This is a genomic window from Flavobacterium sp., assembly GCF_039916025.1.
Classification (GTDB): Bacteria; Bacteroidota; Bacteroidia; order Flavobacteriales; family Flavobacteriaceae; genus Flavobacterium.
Genome location: NZ_JBDSMB010000114.1, coordinates 21,300 through 41,872, shown reverse-complemented (window position 1 = coordinate 41,872; position 20,573 = coordinate 21,300). Strand labels below are relative to the sequence as shown.

Here is a 20,573-nt window from a genome sequence, read left to right as displayed (position 1 = left end):
AATGTCAATCGCTGGTTTCGGAATTTTATTCTCTATCGTAGGAACTATGATAGTGAAAATTTCAAGTGATGATGCTAAAGAAGCACAAGTTCAAAAAGCATTAAACATCGGAAACTGGGTTTCTATTGTTTTAACTGCAATAGCTTGTTTCTTCTTGGTTAAATGGATGTTACCTGCCGAAATGAAAATGACTTTCTTTGGTGAAGGTTTACAACCTATTTCTTCAATGAGAGTTTTCTATGCTACTTTAATTGGATTATTTGTTGGTGGAGCTATTTCATCAGTAACAGAATATTACACAGGATTAGGTACAAAACCAGTTTTGAAAATTGTAGAAAAATCATCTACTGGAGCAGGAACTAACGTAATCGCTGGTTTAGCTACCGGAATGATTTCTACTTTCCCAACAGTTTTATTGTTTGCTGCTGCAATCTGGTCAACATATGCTTTAGCTGGTTTCTACGGAGTAGCTCTTGCTGCTTCTGCAATGATGGCTACAACAGCTATGCAGTTAGCAATCGACGCTTTCGGACCAATCTCTGATAACGCTGGTGGAATCGCTGAAATGAGTGAATTGCCAAAAGAAGTTAGAACTCGTACAGACATCTTGGATTCAGTTGGTAACACAACTGCTGCAACAGGAAAAGGTTTCGCAATCGCTTCTGCTGCATTAACATCTTTAGCATTATTTGCTGCGTATGTAACTTTTACTGGAATTGATGGTATCAATATCTTCAAAGCGCCAGTATTGGCAATGTTATTTGTAGGTGGAATGATACCAGTAGTTTTCTCTGCATTAGCAATGAACTCTGTTGGAAAAGCTGCAATGGACATGGTGTACGAAGTACGTCGTCAGTTCAAAGAAATTCCGGGAATCATGGAAGGAACAGGAAAACCAGAATATGGTAAATGTGTTGAAATTTCTACAAAAGCGGCATTACGTGAAATGATGTTGCCGGGAATTCTAACAATTGGTTTCCCAATTGCAATTGTATTATTAGGTAAATTAGTTTACGGAGATAACAACCAATTAATCGCTGAAATGTTAGGTGGTTATATGGCAGGAGTTACAGTATCTGGAGTTCTTTGGGCTGTGTTCCAAAACAACGCTGGTGGTGCTTGGGATAACGCTAAGAAATCTTTCGAAGCTGGAGTTATGATTAATGGTGAAATGACATATAAAGGTTCTGATGCTCACAAAGCGGCTGTAACCGGAGATACTGTTGGAGATCCATTTAAAGATACTTCTGGACCATCAATGAACATCTTAATCAAATTAACTTGCTTAATCGGATTAGTAATCGCTCCAATCTTAGGTGCTGGTAACGAAGGTGGTGCAAAAGAAATGAAATGCACAATCGACATGAAAATGGAGTGCAAAGAAGATATGGGCAAATGCGATATGAGCAAATGCAAAGACATGACTAAAGAAGAATGTGCAGCAATGTGTGATTCTTTAAAATGTTCACCAGAACAAAAAGAAGCTTGTCTTTCTCACTATGATGCTGATGGAAAATTCATCGCTGAAAAGAAAGATGACTGTTGTGCTAAAAAAGGTGAAGGTGCTATGGCTCCAACTGCTGAGAAAATTGTAAAAGTAGTAATTACCAATACTAATGGTAAAGCTAAAGCAACAGTTACAACTACAGTTGGTGGAACATCAAGTACAGAAACTTTTGAAGGTTCAGAAGCTGAAGTAAAAACTAAAGTTGAAGCATTGAAATAATAAGTTTCAATATTGGAATAAAAAAATGGCTCGCAATTGTGAGCCATTTTTTTTATTTAAAAGTCTTTAAAAAAGTCCGTTTATCTCGGCATTGATTTTATTAATTACAAAACCTAAATCTTCCGGATTATTCACAAAATCAATATTGTCAACGTCTATGATTAGTAATTTGCCTTTGTCATAAGTATGAATCCAGGCTTCGTAACGTTCGTTCAGACGACTTAAATAATCAATGGAAATAGTATTTTCATAATCACGTCCGCGTTTGTGGATTTGGGCAACCAAATTTGGAATGGAGCTTCTCAGATAAATCAACAAATCAGGCGCTCCAACCAATCCTTCCATTAACTCAAAAAGATCAGAGTAATTCTGAAAATCACGATTGGTCATCAAGCCCATAGCATGCAAATTGGGAGCAAAGATGTGCGCATCTTCATAGATGGTTCTATCCTGAATTATATTTTTACCACTTTCACGAATTTGCAATACCTGACGAAAACGACTGTTTAGGAAATAAATCTGAAGGTTAAAACTCCAACGTTCCATCTGGTGATAGAAATCATCCAAATACGGATTGTCAACTACGTCTTCAAAATGAGGTTCCCACTTGAATTGCTTTGCCAAAAACCTTGTTAACGTTGTCTTTCCTGCTCCGATGTTTCCTGCTACTGCTATGTGCATTATGGTAATTTTATTTTATAATTCTTAATTTGTTGGTTGGTAAAAATAGCCAAAATTTGGTCTTTGTAATAATAATTTTGGAACGAGTTCTCAACAATTTCTATTTCGTGAATAACTTTGGTTTGATTATTCAGGCTATACAAAATATTGTCTCTCGAAAACAGCAGCTTCTCATTGTCGATAATCTGAATTTTTTCAAAAGGAGGAATATTGGCCAACAACGTTACTTTACCAAAAATATCAATAGAATACCAATTATTGATTTCATCTATCCAATAAAAATTATTGAAATCAGATTGGGTGTATTTTATACTTTCCTGAATAGGGTTTCCAATGTTTTTGAAAGTGTTTTTCAGATAATCGAATAACATTATCTGCTGTGTAAGCGCATTGTAAATCCAAAACTGATTCTGCGAAGCCAAACCAACTTTTGAAGCAAAAATGGTATTGTCAATGTCAAAAAGATTGAGCTTCTGAATTTCGTTGAGCTGATTGTCAAGTGTAATTATGGTATTAAAGTCTTCATAAAAAATGACTATTTTCAGTGGATTTACATAATCAACAGAAGTTATTTTTCCCAAAGCCACGTTTTTATATTCCCATTTTTGAGCATCCTTTTCTTTGATAAAAACGTTGTCCTTAATGTAATAATTGTTTCCCAATCCATCAAAACCAATATAGGTTTTGTTTTCAAGTTCCTTTGTATCCAACGCTGTTGTTTTCAGCTTTTGATTTTGACAAAAACTAATCGTGGAGCAGAATAATAAAAAGAAATAAACGGCGTTTTTCATATTAGCGCTAATTTACATTAAACCAAATTAATTTCAATAGCTCCAAAAATATATTTTAACAAAAGATTGGTAACAGATTTCAATATCATTCGTCATATTTGTTCTTTCAAAATTAAGAAACAATGAGAAAATTACTTTATACTTCACTATTTCTGCTAGCATTTATTACTTCAAATGCACAAAAAGATTTTCAGGGAATGGCAGTCTATGAATCAAAAACCAGCACTTCCGATTTCAAATCCCGTTTTGAAGGGAACAAAGAAATTACTCCCGATATGCAGAAAATGATTGAAGAACGAATGAAAAAAATGTTTGAAAAAACATTCATTCTTAATTTTGACAAATCAGCATCCATCTATAAAGAAGAAGAAAAACTAGATGCTCCGGGCGGACAACAAGGCGGTATCAGAATGATGAGCTCTATGATGGGCGGCGGTGGAACATACTACAAAAATGTAAAAGACAAAAATTACACTGTTGATAAAGAATTTATGGGAAAAGAATTTTTGGTAAAAGATTCATTGCCAAAATTAAACTGGAAAATGGAAAGCGAAACCCGGATGATTGGCGGTTACAATTGTTTTAAAGCAACAGCAATTCGTCCTGTCAGCAAATCAGATTTCAGAAACTTCAGGCCTAAAAAGCAGGAAGAAGCGAAAGAAGGTGAAGCTAAAAAAGAAGATAAAGACAAAAAAACCAACTTTATGGATGATATCGATATGCCAAAAGAAATCACCATCACAGCTTGGTACACGCCTGAAATTCCGGTGAATCAAGGGCCTGAAAGCTATTGGGGTTTGCCTGGATTAATCCTCGAAGTAAATGATGGGAAGACTGTTATTTTGTGTTCCAAAATTGTATTGAATTCCAAAGATAAAGTTGAGATAAAAGCACCTACAAACGGTAAAGTAATTTCGCAAAAAGATTACGATGAAACAGTCACAAAAAAGATGCAGGAGATGAGTGAAATGAATCAGGGACAAAGAGGCGGAATGCAAATAAGAATGGGTCATTAATCTGTTCTTATGAAAAAAACAATCCTTGCCTTATCATTATTACTTGTTAGCTTTTCAATAAATGCCCAGGAGTTTCAGGGAAAAGCCGATTATTACTTTAAGCGTATTTTTAAAAACGGAGAAGAATTTGGTGTCAAACCAGATGCTGATGCTTCTTATAAAAAAGCTTATGCAGATGCTCAGAAAAGGGCTTCGGAGAAAATGTTCACTCTTACTTTTAATAAAAAAGAAGCGTTGTATGAAAAGCAACAGACTTTAGAAAAACCGAACGCTAAAAATGATGCTGTTCAGGTCTCAATGACTTTTTCCGGCGAAGGTAAAAAATATATGAATCTTAAGGATAAAATAAAGATTGTCGAGGATGATATTGTTGGCCAGGAGTTTTTAATTGTTGATCCACTTGAATCTTTTGAATGGAAATTAATTGACGAAACCAGAAAAATTGGCGACTATACCTGCTACAAAGCTGAAGTTATTATTCCGGTTTCTGAGAAGGCCAAAAAAGAATATGAAGAATATCTGAAGAAACAGGAAGCTAAAATTTCCCTTTTCCCACTTGATGAACCCAAAGAGAAAAAGATAACTGCCTGGTATACTCCGGATATCCCCGTTAGTTTAGGGCCGATGAATTATTGGGGTTTGCCTGGTCTGATTTTGGAATTAAATGATGGGCAATCCGTTGTATTGTGCTCTAAAATAGTTTTGAGCAACAAAGAAAACGTCAAAATCAAAGTTCCAAACGTTGGTAAAAAAGTAAGCCAGGAAGAATTTGATACGATACATAAAGAAGTAATGGACAACGTTTATAGTCGGTAACACCCAAATTTAAAGCTTTTTATGAATAAATTTCTCTACTTTTTTTTATTGTTTTCCACGTTTTCCTTTTCCCAAAACATCCGTTTTGAAGGAGTTATTCAGGATGCGACTAAAGCGCCACTCGAAATGGCAAATATTATGGCGATGAACCAGGGAACCAAAACCATGGACGCTTATGCGATTACGAATGACAAAGGGAAATTTGTTCTGAATCTAAAGCCAAATTCAACTTACTCGATTAAACTGAGTTACCTTGGAATGCAAAACAAGGAAATTACGGTTACAACCGAAACCCAGAATATCACCCAAAACATTACGATGGAAACTGGCGGTATCGAACTCGAAGGCGTTGAGATTGTTCGTGAAATGCCAGTTTCTATAAAAGGCGATACCATTGTTTATAATGCCGATTCTTTTAAAACCGGAACCGAAAGAAAACTGGAAGATATCCTGAAAAAATTACCCGGAGTTGAAGTCAACGAAGATGGTGAAGTAGAAGTAGAAGGCAAAAAAGTGACCAAATTAATGGTCGAAGGCAAAGACTTTTTTGATGGCGATACCAAGCTTGGCGTAAAGAATATTCCGGCTGATGCTATTGATAAAGTACAAGTGCTGAGAAATTACAACGAAAATTCGATACTAAAAGGTGTCGAAAACAATCAGGATAATGTGGCGATGAATATCAAACTCAAAGCCGGAAAGAAAAACTTCTGGTTTGGAGATGTCACAGCTGGCGGAGGTTTTGGCCCGGACGGAAAATTTGACCGATACAATGTCAATCCCAAACTGTTTTATTACAATCCAAAATACAGCATCAACGTTATAACAAATACGAACAATATTGGCGAATTGCCTTTGACGATTCAGGATTATTTTAAATTCACAGGCGGTTTTAAAAATATGATGGCAAAAGGCGGAAGCACCTTTAATGTTTCGAGCAATGATTTGGGAATTTCACTATTGAGAAATAACAGAGCCAAGGAAATCGATACCGATTTTGGCGCTGCGAATTTCTCTTATAATCCATCGAAATCATGGACATTAAGTGGTTTCGGAATCCTGTCTTCTTCGGTTACAGATTTGGAAACAAAGTCGACGACCAATTTTTTAAATGATAATTCAGAAGCTGTTGCTTCAACAGAAAACCGTCAGGAAATTGCACATCAAAAAAATAAATTAGGATTGTTTAAATTGAGTTCAAGCTATAAACCCAACGTGAATTTTCAATTTGATTATGATATACTAACCAAAATATCCAAGCAGGATGAAGACAATTCACTTCTCAGAGAAACCATCGATGAGAGCAGCAATTCCACTACAGAAAATATTTTAACGGCCAAAAAACAAGACCCAATAACGGTAAATCAAAACCTGAGTTTTTACTATACGGCTTCAGAAAAAAACGTTTTTGCTTTAGAAATGCAACATTTGTATCAGGACGAAAATCCGTTTTATAATGCAAATTTGGAATCAGATCCGTTTGTAAGTCAGGCCACAAGTCCACCGACAAATATTTTGGGTTATGATTATAGCCAAAACCGAACAGACTTGAATCAGAATCGTTTTGTCAAAACCAATAAATTGGATACTAAGCTTGATTATTACTATATGCTTACGCCAAAAAGCAACATCAACGTTACGTTGGGGAATACCTTTTCGGTTCAGAATTTTGATTCAAGCATGTACCAAATTTTGGACAACGGAACCGTAAATGACTTAGATAATACGCAAAATACAAACGACGTAAATTACCGGTTTAATGATGCTTTCCTTGGATTGCATTACAAAATGCTGACAGGAAAATTCACCTTAACGCCAGGTGTGAGTTTGCATGCGTATGCATTGAACAACGAACAATTAGCAACCAATTACAAGCAAAATTTCACCAGAGTATTGCCTGATTTTACAGCGATTTATCAAATTAAAAAAGCGGAATCATTGACATATAATTTTTCGTTTACCAATAATTTTACCGATATCAACCGTCAGGCGCAAGGATTTGTGTTAAACAGTTACAGCAGTTTGTCAAGCGGAAACAGAACATTGGAAAATGCGATTCAGCAATCACATTCATTGCGTTATTTCAAATACAATATGTTCAATTTTGAAAACATCTCTGCTTTTGTCAGTTATAACAGAACAGTTGACGGTGTCAAAACAAGAGCGCTATTCTATAACGTGAACCAAATTTCATCACCTTATAATTCGGAGTTTGCCGATCAGTCGCTTATGTTTTTTGGAAATTACGGACGTTCCTTTTTAAGATATTACAAAGCTTCAGTCAATGCAAATCTGAACTGGTCGAAGTACAATAATATTCAGGTTGACAGAACCACTTTTCTTGACGTTGCGGTGACCAACGAAAGCTTCAATCAAACATACGGTATCAAAGCATCGACGAATTATAAAAATTTGCCGAATATAGAAATCGGTTACAGCTATACAATTAATGATTACCCAACGGATACTTTTTTCACCGACAAACCAACAATCAGATTGGATTATTTCTTCTTAAAAAGTTTTTCTTTTGTTTCAGAATATGAGTATTATCATTACTACAACAATGACAAAACCGTCGAGAATAAATATGATTTTTTGTCCGCTAGCCTGATTTACCAAAAAACAAAAGACAGCAAATGGGAATATAAAGTTTCGGCAACCAATCTGCTAAACACAACTTCGTTAAATGACGATAGTTTTAGTCAGTTTTCAACACGTACATCACAATACAAAGTGCAGCCGAGATATGTTATTTTTAGTTTGAAGTATAATTTGTAGCTATTCCCGCTATCCACTATATCTTTTTATAAATTGCCACGGGTTTTAACCCGTGGCAATTTATAAAAAGGATGCCGCTACTATCGGGGCTAAAAAACAAAAAACCTCACTAAAAGCGAGGTTTTTTTTATGATTAAAAGTTTCAGATTTTACAATCCAAAAGCAGCTTTTACTTTGTCTACGAAGTCTAATTTTTCCCAGGTAAATAATTCAACTGTCACAGTTTTTGGCGCACCATTTGGCAGTTTGAAAGTTTTGGTAACCGTTTCTGGTTTTCTTCCCATATGTCCATAAGCTGCAGTTTCGCTATAGATTGGATTTCTCAATTTCAAACGTTGCTCAATAAAGTATGGGCGCATGTCAAAAATAGCTTCTACTTTATTGCTGATTTCTCCATCAGTCAAGTTAACTTTTGAAGTTCCGTAAGTCACCACGTTGATAGAAGTTGGTTTTGCCACTCCAATTGCATAAGAAACCTGTACCAAAACTTCTTCACACACACCTGCCGCAACTAAATTTTTGGCAATATGACGTGTAGCATAAGCTGCAGAACGGTCAACTTTACTTGGATCTTTTCCAGAGAAAGCACCACCACCGTGAGCACCTTTTCCACCATAAGTATCAACAATGATTTTTCTTCCTGTCAAACCTGTATCTCCGTGCGGTCCACCGATTACGAATTTCCCGGTTGGGTTGATGTGATAAGTAATATTGTCATTGAACAAATGAGCATATTGAGGATATTTTGCCTTAATTCTTGGAATTAAAATCGACACTAAATCGCTTTTAATTTTGGCTAACATTTCAGCTTCCGGAGCAAAGTCATCATGCTGTGTAGAAATTACAATAGCATCAATTCTAACCGGTTTGTTGTCATCAGAATACTCTAAAGTTACCTGAGATTTCGCATCCGGACGTAAATATTTAATTTCGTTATTTTCTCTTCTTAAGTTAGCTAATTCAATCAACAAAGCATGAGATAAATCCAAAGCCAAAGGCATATAGTTTTCAGTCTCGTTTGTTGCATAGCCAAACATCATTCCCTGGTCACCAGCACCTTGCTCTTCTTTGCTTGCTCTGTCTACACCTTGATTAATATCAGCAGATTGCTCATGAATTGCAGATAGAATTCCACAAGAATCAGCTTCAAACATATACTCGCTTTTTGTATATCCAATTTTGCGAATAACTTCTCTCGCAATTTGTTGAACATCTAAATACGTGTTCGATTTTACTTCTCCGGCAAGAATTACCTGACCAGTCGTAACCAATGTTTCGCAAGCCACTTTTGATTCAGCATCAAATGCCAAAAAGTTATCAATCAATGCATCAGAAATTTGGTCTGCAACTTTGTCTGGATGTCCTTCACTCACTGACTCCGACGTAAATAAATAAGCCATAACTATACTTAGTTTAATATTAATGTTAAGCGAAAAAAGAGAAATTGGGACTAAGTGCTAAAGAAGAAATGCTGCTTTAGCATTTTTTAACGAGGTTGCAATCAGTTCAAATTTTTCCTCTCATTTTTTCGTGTGCAAATGTATAAAGACTATTTAGAATACGAAAAACTATTTTGCTTTTTTTATTTATTTATGATTTTTAGAAAAATCTAAATACGTAGTATTTAAATATATATAATCAAACTTCAAATGTTAAATTTTCAGATTTAATTTTTTTTATTCAAAAATAGTTCTGAAGTTTGCATCATCAAATAGAAAGAAAAAATGAAATTAATGATTTGCAATATGTGTCGTATGATGTGGAAAAATCCGCAGAGATAACTATTGCATAATTTTAATTTTTAAAATATATACAATCAAACCTCTGCAAACCGCAGAGGTTTTTTTTTACTCTGAATTTATTTCAGGGTCTTTAAAAACAAAAAATAAATAACTAAAAAAGAAACTGAAACGAGTTCAGTTCAAGAAAATGAATGTAACAGCAAAAAATATGATGATGAACCGCACAATGATGCACATGATGTGTTGTTGTATCGTCATATCCTGTTACCAAATGCGGAAGACCTAATTGTAGTTTTATATAACTATCCTAAAAGTCCCTTTGGTAAGCCATCCAAAGGGACTTTTTTTTATTTAATCTGAATTCATTTCAGATTCTTAAACTCAAAAATTTTAAAATAATCATAAACATTAACACTTAAATTTCTAAACATGAGCGCAACTAAATTCGCAACAAACGCATTGCACGCAGGACACGATGTTACTAAAAACGCAGGAACAAGAGCAGTCCCAATTTACCAAACCACATCGTATGTATTCAACAATTCAGATCACGCTGCCAATCTTTTCGGACTTGCAGAAGCCGGATTCATCTACACACGATTAAACAACCCAACCAACGACATCCTTGAACAACGACTGGCTAAACTGGAAGGTGGAATTGGAGGAGTAGTTACTGCATCCGGAACTTCAGCTATTGCAACAACACTTTTGGTTTTGCTAAAAGCAGGCGACCACATCGTTGCTTCCAACAGTTTGTATGGTGGAACCTACAATTTGCTAAAAGTAACCTTGCCAAGATTAGGCATCACAACAACATTTGTTGACCCATCCAATCCCCAAAATTTTACTAAAGCCGCACAGGAAAATACCAGAGCTTTCTTCGTAGAAAGTTTGGGAAATCCAAAATTAGATGTGCTCGATTTGAAAGCGATTTCAACAGAAGCCAAAGCGTTCAAAGTGCCATTTATTGTTGATAATACGGTAGCTACACCTTATTTGCTTCGCCCAATTGAATTTGGTGCCGACATCGTAATTCATTCTTTGACGAAATACATTACAGGAAACGGAACTTCTCTTGGTGGCGTTATCATCGATGCAGGAAACTTTGATTGGAGCAACGGGAAATTCCCTGAATTCACCGAACCTTCTGCAGGTTACCACGGATTAAAATACTACGAAGCACTTGGCGCAGCGTCATTTATTGCCAAAGTACGAATCGAAGGATTACGCGATTTTGGTGCAGCTTTGAGTCCGTTTAATGCTTTTCAAACGATCCAAGGATTAGAAACGTTAGAAATCCGAATCAAAAAACACAGTGAAAATGCTTTGGCTTTAGCACAATGGTTGGAAAAACAAGAACAAGTAGCCTGGGTAAATTATCCGGGATTAGCAACATCCAAATACAAAAAGTTAGCTGACGAATATCTTCCGGAAGGAAAAAGCGGCATAGTGACTTTCGGATTAAAAGGCGGATTTGAAGCAGCAAAAACGGTAGCAGATAAAACTAGTTTATTCTCGCTTTTAGCAAATATTGGCGACACCAAATCGTTAATAATTCACCCGGCAAGTACAACGCACCAACAATTGTCAGATGCAGAGCAGGAAGCAACCGGTGTAACCAAAGATTTAATCCGTTTATCCGTTGGATTAGAAGATATCGAAGATTTGAAAGCGGATTTAAAAGCAGTATTCGCAACAATTAAAACCCCACAAACAGTATAAAAATGAGCACAAAAATTGTTAGCGTACTCGGTTACGCAAAAGAAGAAAATCAGTTCATAGTCAAAGCACAAAACTTTGACGTTAGAATTAGCAAAAATGACCAATCACCCGAATTGGAAGGCCCAAGTCCATTAGAATATATCCTGGCTGGCTATGCCGGATGCATCAATGCCGTTGGAAAATTAGTGGCCAAAGAGCAAGGGATCACTTTAAAATCGCTTCAGGTGGAAATTACCGGAACCTTGAGTTTAGATAAATACCAGGGAAAAACAAGCAATGAAAGAGCAGGTTTCGGTTCCATTGAAGTAGTGGTAAAACCAACAGCTGATGCCACTTTAGAGCAACTAAAAGAATGGTTGATTGCCGTTGAAAACAGATGCCCGGTTCAGGATAATTTGGTCAACCGGACACCGATTTCTGTAACCCTTTTGAAAGAGTTTCAAACTATTGAAGCAGCATAAAATATAAAAGAAAAACCATTGGTTAGGTTGTTTGTTTGCTAAGACTGTCTTCAGTTTCGCGGTTGAAGACAGTCTTTTAAAAAAGAAATCACAAAAAAAACTCAAATGAAAAATTTAGAAAAAATAGACTTGTTTAATTTTGATTTAGAAAATGGAAAACAAAGACCTTACATTCCGTTGTTCTATCAACAATTTGGACAATCATTAGGCACAGCACCAATAGTAGTTGTCAATCATGCATTGACTGGGAATTCAACAGTGACTGGTGAAAATGGTTGGTGGAATGATTTGATTGGTGATGATAAAATTATCGATACACACTATTTCACCGTAATTGCATTCAACATTCCAGGAAATGGGTATGATGATAATTTTGGAAATCTGATTTCCAATTATCAGGATTTTACGGTTCGTGATATTGCCCATATTTTTTGGGAAGGTTTATTTTTCCTGCAAATCGAAACCATTTTTTCTGTAATTGGCGGAAGTCTTGGCGGCGCTTTAGCCTGGGAAATGACAACGCTCTTTCCGGATAAAGTCGAAAATTTAATTCCAATTGCCTCCGATTGGAAAGCGACCGATTGGGTAATTGCGAATGTTTTGATTCAGGATCAAATCCTCAATAATTCAGATGATCCAATTGTCGATGCAAGGCTGCACGCGATGCTGTTATACAGAACACCACAATCTGTCAACCAACGATTTCAAAGAAATAAATTAGATAACCTTTCTATTTTTCAAATTGAGAATTGGCTGATCAATCATGGCTTCAAACTCAAAAACCGCTTCCGGTTGGCAGCTTATAAACTAATGAACCATCTGTTAAAAACAAATGACATTACGCGCGACAGAAAAGATTTTCTGTCAATCCTGAAAGAGATAAAAACCAATATTCACATCGTTGCTGTTGATACTGATTACTTTTTTATTCCGGACGAAAATCGGGAAACGTATCACGAATTAAAATCCATTCGAGACAATGTTTTTTACCACGAAATCAAATCTATTCATGGTCATGACGCTTTCTTAATTGAATTCGACCAATTGGCCCAAATCCTAGAACCTATTTTTAACAAACAAAAACAACAAGCTTATGTCAGCGCTTAGAATAAACATCGTCCTTTTCGGAATTGGAAATGTCGGAAGCACATTAGTAAACCAAGTAATTGAAAGCCAAAAATTATTCCTCGAAAAAAGAAATATCGACCTGCGATTTCCAATCATCACCAATTCCACTTTGGCATTCTTTGAAAAAGACGGACTCAAAAATCAATGGGAAGCCAATTTTGCACAATCGGCAATTCCATTCAGAATTGAAGATATTATTGAATATGTGCAGGAACAAGAACTTGAGAATCTAATTGCTGTTGATGCTACGGCAAGCTCAGAAATCATCAAAAATTATATTCCGTTAATCCAAAACGGTTTTGATATTGTTGCCGCCAATAAAAAAGCGAATACACTTCATTTCGATTTCTACAAAGAATTGAGAGAAAACCTAAAAGTATATGACAAGACATTTCTTTACGAAACCAATGTTGGCGCTGGACTTCCAGTTGTGCAAACTATTAATGATTTGCATTTTTCCGGAGAAAAAATCACCAAAATCCGTGGCGTTTTTTCAGGTTCACTGAGTTATATTTTTAACAGATTTTCTTCAGAAGACATTCCGTTTTCCAATATTCTTTTGGCTGCCGAAAAAAACGGCTACACAGAACCCGATTCCCGTGAAGATTTATCCGGCAATGACGTAGCACGAAAACTATTGATTCTGGCTCGCGAAATAGAACAAGAATTCCAATTTTCCGATATTAAGATTTCATCCCTTTTGCTCCCAAATTTGAATGAAACCCATTCCAAAGGCGAATACTCAATCAACAAGCAACTTTTTGACAAACCATTTCATATTGCCAAAATCACCCAAGCCGAAAATCACAGTCTTCGCTATGTTGGCGAATTTGATGTTGTCAAAAAAGAATTGGAAGTCAAACTAATTTCGGTTCCCAAAAGTTCGGCATTAGGCCAACTCAAAGGTGCCGATAATCTGATTGAGATTTATACCCAATCCTATGGCGAAATTCCAATTGTCATCCAAGGCGCAGGAGCCGGAAAACAAGTAACGGCGCGTGGAGTTTTGACCGATATCCTCAAAATTGCTGAAAAAGCAAAAATCAAAGAAGCCGTTTGGCTATAAAAGTTTATACTAACTCAACCACCGAAAACCTACAGCACGCAAACGTTGTAGGTTTTTATTTTTTTATTTTCCTTGCAAAAACGAATTCTATGCCGTTACTTTGCACTGTTCATAAATTTATTGTTTGTTATCACGAAAGCTCGAGGGAATAGACCCGTTGAAAGCTTAGCAACCCTTTGCCAAAAGAAGGTGCTACATTCTATCTCGATTGATCGAGAAAAGATAACCCAGAGAATTCTTCTCACTTTCACGATAACATTTTTATATTTTTTTGAAGCTATTCCAGCTATCCGTTGCAATCTTTTCTTTTTTAAAGAAAAAAAGAAAAGGATTTCCACTAATATCTGGGCTAGGGCATCAGTGCATTCAATAATAATTAATTGCAAATAATAAACTTTGGGAAACTCTGTGAAAACTTTGAGTAACCTTGTGTAACAACATTATGTCAAAAATAAAACAAGCAATTCAACAAAGGATTCTCGTGCTCGACGGAGCAATGGGAACCATGCTGCAACGCAACAATTTCTCTGAAGAAGATTTCCGCGGAGAACGATTCAAAGATTTTCCACATCCGCTAAAAGGAAACAACGATTTGCTTTCAATCACGCAGCCAGAAGCTGTAAAACTAGTCCACCGTTTGTATTTTGAAGCTGGTGCCGATATCGTTGAAACAAATACATTTTCAGGAACGACAATCGGAATGGCAGATTATCATTTGGAGGATTTGGTTTATGAATTAAACTATGAATCAGCCAAAATCGCCCGCGAAGTTGCCGATGAATTCACCGACCGACCACGTTTTGTTGCAGGTTCAATCGGACCAACAAACAGAACAGCATCAATGTCGCCAGATGTCAATGATCCTGGTTTCCGTGCCGTAACTTTTGATGATTTACGAATTGCATACAAACAACAAGTAGAAGCTTTGATTGACGGTGGTTGTGATGTTTTATTGGTAGAAACTATTTTCGACACACTAAACGCAAAAGCAGCTTTATTTGCCATCGAAGAAGTCAAAGAAGAACGCAATCTTGATATTCCCGTAATGGTTTCAGGTACGATTACCGATGCTTCAGGAAGAACACTTTCTGGTCAAACAGTAGAAGCATTTTTGATTTCTATCGCACACATCGATTTATTGAGTATCGGATTCAACTGCGCGCTTGGTGCTGACCAATTGAAACCGTATTTGAAACGTTTGGCTCATAATACGCAGTTAAATATTTCGGCGCATCCAAACGCAGGTTTGCCAAATGCTTTTGGGCAATACGACCAAACGCCGGAAGAAATGCAGGCTTTGATTAAAGAATATTTACAAGATAATTTGATTAACATTATTGGCGGTTGCTGCGGAACAACACCAGACCATATTAAAGCTATTGCCGATGTTGCCAAAGAATTCAAACCAAGACATATTTTAGAAACGATATAATGGCGCAGGCAAATAAATATTTAAAACTATCAGGATTAGAACCTTTGATAGTTACTCCGGAATCCAATTTTATAAATGTAGGAGAACGAACGAACGTAACAGGGTCGCGTAAATTTCTGCGTTTAATCAAAGAAGAGAAATACAACGAAGCACTTACTGTAGCAAGAGATCAAGTAGAAGGCGGCGCGCAAATCATCGATATCAATATGGATGAGGGAATGTTGGACGGCGTTTATGCGATGACAAAATTCCTTAATCTGATTGCTGCCGAACCAGATATTGCCCGAGTTCCGGTTATGATTGACAGTTCCAAATGGGAAATCATAGAAGCTGGTTTGAAAATAATTCAGGGAAAAGGTGTCGTGAATTCGATTTCATTAAAAGAAGGAAAAGACGCTTTCATCCATCACGCCAAGTTGATTAAAAGATATGGCGCAGCTGTAATCGTAATGGCTTTTGATGAAAATGGTCAAGCCGATAATTACGAAAGACGTATCGAAATCTGTAAAAGAAGTTATGATATTCTGGTAAATGAAGTTCATTTCCCGGCAGAAGATATCATTTTCGACCCAAATATTTTCCCGGTTGCAACCGGAATGGACGAACACAAATTAAACGCTCTCGATTTCTTCAGAGCAACAAAATGGATTCGTGAAAACCTTCCTTATGCCGGAATTTCTGGCGGAGTGAGTAACGTTTCGTTTTCGTTCCGTGGCAATGACAAAGTGCGAGAAGCAATGCATTCGGCGTTCCTGTATCACGCAATTCAAAACGGAATGACAATGGGAATCGTAAATCCGGAAATGCTTGAGATTTATGATGAGATAGATAAGAATTTATTAGAGCATGTTGAAGATGTGCTGCTAAATAGAAGAGAAGATGCGACTGAAAGATTGTTGGATTTAGCCGAAACTTTCAAAGGCGATTTCAAAGCTAATGAAAAAGCAATTCAGGAATGGAGAAGCGGTTCGGTTCAAGAAAGATTGACACATTCATTAGTAAAAGGAATTGATGAATTTATAGAAATAGATGTAGAAGAAGCAAGAGCAAATTCTGAAAAAGCTATCGAAGTTATCGAAGTGAATCTAATGGCCGGAATGAATGTCGTTGGAGATTTATTCGGAAGCGGAAAAATGTTTTTGCCTCAAGTAGTAAAATCGGCACGTGTAATGAAGAAAGCAGTAGCTTATTTATTGCCGTTTATTGAAGCACAAAAAGACGGGAAATCATCAAGCGCCGGAAAGGTTTTAATGGCAACGGTGAAAGGCGATGTACACGATATTGGTAAAAATATTGTGGCCGTAGTTTTGGGGTGCAACAACTTTGAAATCATCGATTTGGGAGTTATGGTTCCGCCCGAAAAAATTATCGAAGCTGCTATTCGTGAAAACGTTGATATTATTGGTCTGAGTGGATTGATTACGCCATCGCTCGACGAAATGGTTTATCTGGCCAAAGAAATGGATAAACTAAACATCAAAATTCCGATTATGATTGGTGGTGCGACAACATCACGTGCGCATACTGCAGTGAAAATTGCACCTGAATATAAAGAAACTGTAGTTCACGTAAACGATGCTTCGCGTGCGGTAACTGTTGCGAGTAATTTGCTCCAAACAGAAACCAAAGGAAGTTATGTAAAAGCAATCCGCGAAGAATATGACAAGCTTCGCGATGGTTATTTGAATAGAAGCAGAGATAAAAATTACTTGTCGATTGAAGATGCGCGCAAGAATAAAAAGCAACTGGATTGGGATAATTTCACTCCAATAAAACCAAACTTTATCGGAACCAAAACCGTTGAAGTCCAACTTTCGGAATTGGTTGATTTTATCGACTGGACACCATTTTTTAGTTCATGGGAATTGTACGGAAAATATCCGGCGATTTTGACAGATGAAGTTGTGGGCGAACAAGCAACAGTTTTATTTGCTGATGCGCAAGAAATGTTAAGTCAAATCGTTTCCGAAAAATGGTTGACCGCAAAAGGAATTCTCGGAATTTTCCCGGCAAATACTGTTAACGATGACGATATTGAACTCACAACCGATAACCGACAACCGATAACTTTTTTAACCCTTCGCCAACAATCACAGAAAACGGCTGGTGCTCCAAACATTGCTTTGGCTGATTTTATTGCCCCAAAAGACAGTGGGAAACAAGATTATATAGGATGCTTTTGTGTGACAACTGGTTTTGGTGTTGACGAAAAAGCAACCGAATTTGAGAAACAATTAGACGATTACAATTCGATTCTGGTCAAAGCGCTTGGCGATAGATTAGCTGAAGCTTTCGCGGAATATTTACATCTGAAAGTGCGTAAGGAAATTTGGGGTCATGCTTCAGATGAGAACTTGAGTAATCAGGATTTGATTGATGAAGAATACAAAGGAATTCGCCCAGCGCCAGGTTATCCGGCATGTCCCGACCATTTGGAAAAACCAACCATCTGGAAATTATTGAATGTAGAAAATGAAATCGGAGTAACACTTACCGAAAGCATGGCGATGTGGCCGGCTTCATCGGTTTCGGGATATTATTTTGCAAATCCTGAAAGCAAGTATTTTGGACTCGGAAAAATAAAAGAAGATCAAGTCATAAATTACGCAAAAAGAAGAGGAATTTCAACAGAAACAGCCACAAAATGGCTCAATCCAAATATTGCGGATTAGTAGAAAATTCATTGCGTTAGGGATTGCAGCAAGTGCCGTGCACTGCAGAAAGCCCGACCCGTAGGGTAACGCCATAAAAAGATAAAAAATAAAAATGAAAGTAACCCAACATATAGAGAACGCCAACGGAAAACCATTGTTTTCGTTTGAGATTTTACCGCCATTGAAAGGGCAAAACATTCAGTCGATTTTTGATAGCATCGATCCGTTAATGGAGTTCAATCCTCCATTTATTGATGTAACCTATCATCGTGAGGAATATGAATTCAAGGAATTGCCAAGCGGACTTTTGCAAAAGAAGATTGTAAAAAAACGTCCCGGAACGGTTGGTATCTGTGCCGGAATCCAGAACAAATATTCTGTAGATGCCATTCCGCACATTTTGTGTGGTGGTTTTAACAAAGAAGACACCGAAAATCTATTGATTGATTTAGATTTCCTTGGAATCGACAATGTGGTGGCGCTTCGTGGCGATGCGTTGAAAACCGAAACCTATTTCAAACCTGAAAAAGAAGGAAATGAATACGCTACCGATTTGGTTTTACAAGTCAGCAATCTGAACAACGGAATTTATCTGGATGAAGATTTGAAGAATACGGCTCCGACTAATTTTTGTATTGGCGTTGGAGGTTATCCCGAAAAGCATATGGAAGCTCCAAGTCTGGACAGCGATATACATTTCATGAAGCAAAAAATAAAAAACGGAGCCGAATATATCATTACTCAAATGTTTTTTGACAATAAAAAATACTTCGATTATGTTGCTAAATGCCGTGCAGCCGGAATCACAATTCCGATTATTCCTGGCTTGAAGCCTATTGCTACCAAAAAGCAGTTGAATTTAATTCCACATAGATTTAGCGTGGAATTGCCTGATGATTTGATTATGGCAGTCGTAAAAGCTAAAGACAATGATGTCGTAAAACAAATTGGTATTGAATGGTGCACACAGCAAAGCAAGGAATTGGTTGCTGCCGGAATTCCGGTTTTACACTATTATTCAATGGGAAAAGCGGAGAATATCAAAGCAATTGCAAAGGAAGTATTTTAGCATTGTATTTTACTCATCAGGTATAAAACAATAGTCATTGGGAGAATAAAAAGTAAAGCTAAGCCAAGAATGGAAAATTTGTAGTGTCGGGGTTTGTATTTTGCTAAAAAAATAATTGCCAAAATATTAATTACTGTTACAGATATTGCCCAAAAAGGAAATCTCATTAAAAAAAAGGCTGCCAATTCAAGGCAAACGACAATTATTAAATTCTTATTTAGGTTTTCCATTGCATTATTTTCCTCAAATATAATTTTAATTCTCACAAATGACAAATCCTAACTAGCCCCGACAGTAGCGACACCTTGTATAGCGGATGGCGGGAAAATGGATGTTAAAAATGCCCGAATCATTCGCTCCTAAAGATATTCAGTTATATTTGTGCGTTTTAAATTTTAGGATGAGAAAATTTCACTTTCTTTTTTTATTGATTAGCATTTCTGTTTTTAGCCAAAAGAATAATCCTTTTGTGGTTGAAGCTTCTTATTTAAGAGGGAATGTATTGCCACATACCGAAGATATGTATCATTTGGTTAACGGACATCCGCAGGCTTTTTGGCTGAGTGTTGTCAAAAGAACGGATGGTTCCAAAGAATGGCAGACAGCTTATAATTACCCTGATTATGGAGCCTACTTTTTATATCAGGATTTTAAAAGCAAGCCATTAGGGCAAAACTACTCTGTTGGCGCTTTATATAATTTTTATTTTTGGAAAAGACAGTTGCAGTTCAAGCTGGCACAAGGAATTGCTTACACGACAAATCCGTATGACAAAGTCCATAACAGCAAAAACAGGGCTTTCGGTAGCAAATTAATGGGAAATACCAATATCGGAATGGCCTATGACAATCAGAATCTGTTCAAAAATGTTGGGTTTCATGCCGGAATTTTATTTACGCATTATTCCAACGGAAGAGTGAAATCGCCAAACAGCGGTATCAATACGTATTTGTTGAATCTTGGTGTGAATTATAATTTTTCAGACGATTTCAAACGCCAGGCAGACACGACTTTAATCAGCAAATCATATAAAGAACCAATTCATTATAATTTTGTTCTTAGAACGGGGATAAATGAAAACCCAATCATTGGCAGCGGACAATTTCCTTTTTACCATATTGGATTTTATGCTGACAAGCGTATCAACAGAAAATCGGCTTTGCAGTTAGGAACCGAATTATTCCTGACAAAATCCATTGAAGAATATATTCGGTATTATTCAGTTGCATATCCTGAGGCAAACATCAGTGCGGATACCGATTATAAAAGAGTGGGGGTTTTTGTTGGACATGAGTTGCTGATTAACAGGATTTCTCTTGAAGCACAGATTGGATATTATGTCTATGAGCCCTTTAAAAAAGACATTCCAATTTACGACAGAGTAGGTTTGAAGTATTATTTTACGAAAAAAGTATTTGGTGGATTTACCATCAAAACGCATTTGTTTTTGGCAGAGGCTTTAGAATTTGGAATCGGATACAGAATTTAAAA

15 protein-coding genes and 1 riboswitch are annotated in these 20,573 nt (G+C 36.6%); of the genes, 12 read left to right on the top strand and 3 right to left on the bottom strand.

The window, feature by feature from the left end:
* Positions 1 to 1,726: sodium/proton-translocating pyrophosphatase (locus tag ABIQ27_RS08090; protein WP_348033371.1), on the top strand; the 1,726-nt coding region annotated here is incomplete at its 5' end.
* Between the two features lie 66 nt (positions 1,727 to 1,792).
* Here the strand turns inward: ABIQ27_RS08090 and ABIQ27_RS08085 are convergent.
* Positions 1,793 to 2,407: a deoxynucleoside kinase gene (locus ABIQ27_RS08085; RefSeq protein ID WP_309613917.1), complete on the bottom strand. Its 615-nt coding sequence runs from the start codon at positions 2,405 to 2,407 to the stop codon at positions 1,793 to 1,795.
* Positions 2,407 to 3,198: a hypothetical protein gene (locus ABIQ27_RS08080; protein WP_348033370.1), complete on the bottom strand. Its 792-nt coding sequence runs from the start codon at positions 3,196 to 3,198 to the stop codon at positions 2,407 to 2,409. The genes ABIQ27_RS08085 and ABIQ27_RS08080 overlap by 1 nt, the downstream gene beginning before the upstream one ends.
* A gap of 122 nt (positions 3,199 to 3,320) precedes the next feature.
* On the opposite strand from ABIQ27_RS08080, the gene ABIQ27_RS08075 reads away from it, so the two are divergent.
* From ABIQ27_RS08075 to ABIQ27_RS08065, 3 genes are read left to right on the top strand one after another with little or no spacing between them, the layout of a single operon-like run.
* The gene (locus tag ABIQ27_RS08075; RefSeq protein ID WP_348033369.1) at positions 3,321 to 4,214 is read left to right on the top strand and encodes a GLPGLI family protein; all 894 of its coding nucleotides are present in this window, start codon (positions 3,321 to 3,323) and stop codon (positions 4,212 to 4,214) included.
* Positions 4,215 to 4,223: 9 nt separating this feature from the next.
* Entirely contained in the window at positions 4,224 to 5,030 is an 807-nt protein-coding gene (locus tag ABIQ27_RS08070) for a GLPGLI family protein (RefSeq protein WP_348033368.1), read from the top strand.
* 21 nt (positions 5,031 to 5,051) lie between these two features.
* Entirely contained in the window at positions 5,052 to 7,808 is a 2,757-nt protein-coding gene (locus tag ABIQ27_RS08065) for a carboxypeptidase-like regulatory domain-containing protein (protein WP_348033367.1), read from the top strand.
* Between the two features lie 149 nt (positions 7,809 to 7,957).
* On the opposite strand, the gene metK is transcribed toward ABIQ27_RS08065, so the two are convergent.
* Positions 7,958 to 9,208 (bottom strand): methionine adenosyltransferase, encoded by a 1,251-nt coding sequence (gene metK, locus ABIQ27_RS08060; protein ID WP_348033366.1) that lies wholly within the window; start codon positions 9,206 to 9,208, stop codon positions 7,958 to 7,960.
* Positions 9,209 to 9,979: 771 nt separating this feature from the next.
* Here metK and ABIQ27_RS08055 point away from each other — a divergent pair.
* From ABIQ27_RS08055 to ABIQ27_RS08020, 8 genes are all read left to right on the top strand, one after another.
* Complete coding sequence (locus tag ABIQ27_RS08055; protein WP_348033365.1) at positions 9,980 to 11,272, top strand: PLP-dependent transferase; 1,293 nt, start codon at positions 9,980 to 9,982, stop codon at positions 11,270 to 11,272.
* Between the two features lie 2 nt (positions 11,273 to 11,274).
* Positions 11,275 to 11,733 (top strand): OsmC family protein, encoded by a 459-nt coding sequence (locus ABIQ27_RS08050; protein WP_348033364.1) that lies wholly within the window; start codon positions 11,275 to 11,277, stop codon positions 11,731 to 11,733.
* A 105-nt stretch (positions 11,734 to 11,838) separates the two neighbouring features.
* Positions 11,839 to 12,840, top strand: coding sequence for an alpha/beta fold hydrolase (locus tag ABIQ27_RS08045; protein WP_348033363.1), 1,002 nt, complete (start codon positions 11,839 to 11,841; stop codon positions 12,838 to 12,840).
* Positions 12,827 to 13,927 (top strand): aspartate kinase, encoded by a 1,101-nt coding sequence (locus tag ABIQ27_RS08040; protein ID WP_348033362.1) that lies wholly within the window; start codon positions 12,827 to 12,829, stop codon positions 13,925 to 13,927. The genes ABIQ27_RS08045 and ABIQ27_RS08040 overlap by 14 nt, the downstream gene beginning before the upstream one ends.
* Before the next feature lie 124 nt (positions 13,928 to 14,051).
* Positions 14,052 to 14,156: riboswitch (SAM riboswitch) on the top strand.
* A 213-nt stretch (positions 14,157 to 14,369) separates the two neighbouring features.
* The gene (locus tag ABIQ27_RS08035; protein ID WP_348033361.1) at positions 14,370 to 15,359 is read left to right on the top strand and encodes a homocysteine S-methyltransferase family protein; all 990 of its coding nucleotides are present in this window, start codon (positions 14,370 to 14,372) and stop codon (positions 15,357 to 15,359) included.
* Positions 15,359 to 18,031 (top strand): methionine synthase, encoded by a 2,673-nt coding sequence (gene metH, locus ABIQ27_RS08030; RefSeq protein ID WP_348033360.1) that lies wholly within the window; start codon positions 15,359 to 15,361, stop codon positions 18,029 to 18,031. The genes ABIQ27_RS08035 and metH overlap by 1 nt, the downstream gene beginning before the upstream one ends.
* A gap of 94 nt (positions 18,032 to 18,125) precedes the next feature.
* Entirely contained in the window at positions 18,126 to 19,082 is a 957-nt protein-coding gene (gene metF / locus ABIQ27_RS08025; protein ID WP_348033359.1) for a methylenetetrahydrofolate reductase [NAD(P)H], read from the top strand.
* A gap of 400 nt (positions 19,083 to 19,482) precedes the next feature.
* A complete protein-coding gene (locus ABIQ27_RS08020; RefSeq protein WP_348033358.1) occupies positions 19,483 to 20,571 on the top strand; it encodes an acyloxyacyl hydrolase in 1,089 nt (362 codons plus the stop codon).
* Positions 20,572 to 20,573 lie beyond the last annotated feature (2 nt).